This window comes from Robinsoniella sp. (assembly GCF_034124845.1).
Genome location: NZ_JAWYAJ010000281.1, coordinates 79,866 through 83,317, shown reverse-complemented (window position 1 = coordinate 83,317; position 3,452 = coordinate 79,866). Strand labels below are relative to the sequence as shown.

The 3,452-nt window shown below is 39.3% G+C and carries 2 protein-coding genes; one reads left to right on the top strand and one right to left on the bottom strand.

The genetic code is table 11. From position 1 onward, the window contains the following. Window positions 1–258: 258 nt before the first annotated feature. Window positions 259–1,887, top strand: coding sequence for an oligosaccharide flippase family protein (locus ACH2DQ_RS13925; protein WP_394912017.1), 1,629 nt, complete (start codon window positions 259–261; stop codon window positions 1,885–1,887). On the opposite strand, the gene ACH2DQ_RS13920 is transcribed toward ACH2DQ_RS13925, so the two are convergent. Then, window positions 1,878–3,146: an MATE family efflux transporter gene (locus ACH2DQ_RS13920; RefSeq protein ID WP_395027138.1), complete on the bottom strand. Its 1,269-nt coding sequence runs from the start codon at window positions 3,144–3,146 to the stop codon at window positions 1,878–1,880. The two genes, ACH2DQ_RS13925 and ACH2DQ_RS13920, sit on opposite strands and share 10 nt — an antisense overlap. Between the last annotated feature and the right edge of the window lie 306 nt (window positions 3,147–3,452).

The following is a 3,452-nucleotide window of genomic DNA, read 5'->3' as shown; positions in this document are numbered from 1 at the left end:
GAGCACTTGACTTTTAATCAAGTTGTCCGGGGTTCGAATCCCCGATGTCTCACTAAAAAGAACCCTGTAGGAGTAATAATCCTGCGGGGTTTTCTGTATTTAGGCAGAATAACAATAACAGGGTATCTAATACTATTTTATTAAATAAATATCAATAAAATATAGCAAATGAATAAGCCATGGATTTGTGGGAAAAATCACAGATACGGGATAAAGAGGATTGCGTTTTGCAGCCTATGAAAGGGTATGGTATGGAAAATGGCGAATGATAGTAAGAAGGAATTACTCCTTCAGGGAAGTATTCTGGCAGTGGCAGGTATTATCGTAAAGTTGATTGGATTTTTATATCGTATTCCAATGGCAAATATGCTTGGCGAAGTGGGAAACGGTTTATATGGAGTAGCCTTTGGCATTTATAATATTGTTTTAACGTTATCGTGTTCCAGTCTTCCTTTGGGATTATCTAAGTTAATATCCCAGTACGAGATTAAAAAGGAGTATCGGAGTGCCTATCGTCTATTTCGTAATTCTTTAATATTGGCAATGATTGTTGGGGGGATTTTTTGGGTATTAATTTATTTTGGGGCTGATTTTCTTGAGATGTGTTATGCGAAACCAGGTTTAGCAAAACCCCTTCGGATTGTTGCTCCAACTACTTTTGTAATGGCTATTTTGGGCGTAATGCGCGGATTTTTTCAGGGTAAAAACACCATGATTCCATCGGCAGTTTCCCAGATTATAGAGCAGATCATTAATGCTATTATCAGTATTGTTGCAGTTATGCAGTTTATGAGGGTTTATCAGTCATCTGCGGATGTATTTGCCTATGGCGCGGCAGGTGGTATCATGGGTACACTATGCGGTGCTTTGTCTGCATTTGCCTTTTTATTGGTTTTATATTTATTATATCGTCCGGGTTATATCAGAAGAGTGAAAAGGTGTAAGAATCGTCATGTGGCATCGGATGGAAGATTAAACAAATTATTACTGATGACTTTAATTCCTATTTCTTTAAGTCAGGCAGCATATCAGCTCAGTGGTACTCTGGATGACTTAATATTTGGAAATATCCTGAATTTTAAGGAATTAGCTGTTGATTTTGTAACTGCAATTCAGGGTGTGTACAGTACGCAGTATAACCTTCTTATAAATATACCTATTGCGTTCGCGTCTTCATTGGCGGTGTCGATTGTACCCAGTATTGTTGCGTCTAAAGAACGTCACGATCGAAGAGGAATATTTGAGAAGGTGAACTTTATTAATAAGTTCGTGATGGTGCTTACAATTCCATCTGCTATTGGTTTTATGGTTCTGGCGCGTCCCATTATATCCTTAATTTTCGCAGCCTTGACGGAACACAGAGATTTGTCGGTACACATGCTGCAAATAGGATCGGTATCAATTGTATTTTACTCTTTGTCATCCATATCAACAGCGATACTGCAGAGCCTGAACAAAATGAGAGAGCCTATTGTGAATGCATTCATTGGCTTGGTTGTACATTTAATATTTGTCTGTCCTCTCTTGATTTTTACGGAAATGAACGCTTATATTTTAGTTGTTGGAAATATTATTTTTCCATTGGTGATCTGTGTGTTGAATGAGAGATCTTTAAATAGGGAGTTACATATCCATAAGGATGTGAAGAGGACGTATATTATTCCTATCATAGCGTCCCTGATTATGGGGATTATTGTGTTTTTGGTCTACTGGATTGTGGATAAGTTTATCGGAAATACAATTGTCTCATTGGTAGTACCGCTAATCATTGGTGTTTGCAGTTACTTTTTCTTTGTTTTTGCTTTTCACTGCTTTTCGTTGGAGGAACTTTATGATCTTCCAATGGGGAGAACAATAGCACGATTTACGGGAAGGTTTTACCGGTAGTATTTCATATATATAATAGTTTGAAAAGCGACTACGGCTATCCAGCCGATACCAGTAGAAATTGCTACTGCAGGCAGCCCAAGCCGGGGGATTAGCAGGAAGGATAGTAAAGTCCGCAAGGTTATATGGATAATTGTACCGATAAATGGAATACTCACATGACCGCAGCCCCGGTAAAATCCCACGAAAGAGTTTCCAATGAAGCACAGGACATAGAAACATGATATTGCCTGTATATAGGATGCTCCGTCATTTAACAGTCCGGGCTGTGTTGTAGCTGCAAGTAGGGATATGCCGGGACCGCTGGTTGTATACATTAGCAGAGACATGGTGATACCCAGGAGGACTAAGAGCATTAAGCCAGTATAAAAGCCAGAGCGGGTACGTTTTTTATTGCCGGCACCTGTGTTTTGATCGGTAAAAAGTGAGATGGACTCAGCGCCGCTGTCACCAAATGCATTTGCCAGCCCTTCTATGCGTCCAGCGGCAGTATAAGCTGAGATCGATTCTGTCCCCAATGTGTTGACGGCACCCTGAATGAATAGTTTTCCGATATACAGACTGGATTGGTGAAGTGCTGAGGCGGCAGCAAAGCATATAGTCTGGCGGAGTAAGTCAGGGTCCGGGTAAAGGTCTTCTTTTTGAAACAGCAAAAAAGGAAGACTTTTTTTAATGTAACAAAGGCAAAGAAAGGCAGATAGGAGCTGAGAGATAACCGTTGCCCATGCGGCGCCGGCAATTCCCAGTCTAAATCCCGCAACCAGAATCAGATCAATCAGTACATTGGTGCCAATAGATATCAGGAGGAATAATAACGCATACTTTGTATTTCCAATTGCGCGCAGAACAGAGGCGCAGAGGTTATAGAGAAAGGATGCCGAAAGAGCGCCTAAAATTACATTTAAATAACTGTATACATATGGAAAAATAACTGGGGGCGTTTGGATCAGATGAAGAATGAATGGAAGCGCCAGAATAGATGTAATACTTAGTGTTATAGTGAAAATTAAACCAAATGTAAGTGAAATAAAGCATTCTTTTCGAAAGTTCTTCATATCTTTGTTTCCAAAAAATGAGGCAAGAATGATAGAAATACCAGTGCAGCATCCTCCAATAACAAACAGAAACAAATTCATGACAGTTCCGGAAATGCCTGCGGCTGCAAAAGCGGAAGTACCACAGAAATGGCTGATTACTATAGAATCAGTCATGTTATAAATTTGCTGAAGTATGTTTCCAATGAGAAGAGGAAACGCCAGGGTTATGAGATGTTTCTTGATATTGCCGTTTGTGAGGGGATTTATGTGTCGATTTGTGTGGGTATGTATGTGCCTACCTGCATTTGATTGTTTGGATGTGCAGTGCTGGTATTTGGATGTGCGGTTTTGGTGTTGGGAGGTAGTTTGTGTCATGGTAAGATCCTTTCATTGTATTGTAATTTGTGTCATTGCTTCTTGGTATAATTGTAAAAGGATTCTTTGAGGTTGTAAAATGCTTATTTTAGAGCTAAAATATAAATAAATATTTATATATACTATAGCTCAAAATGACACTTTCATTTTTCT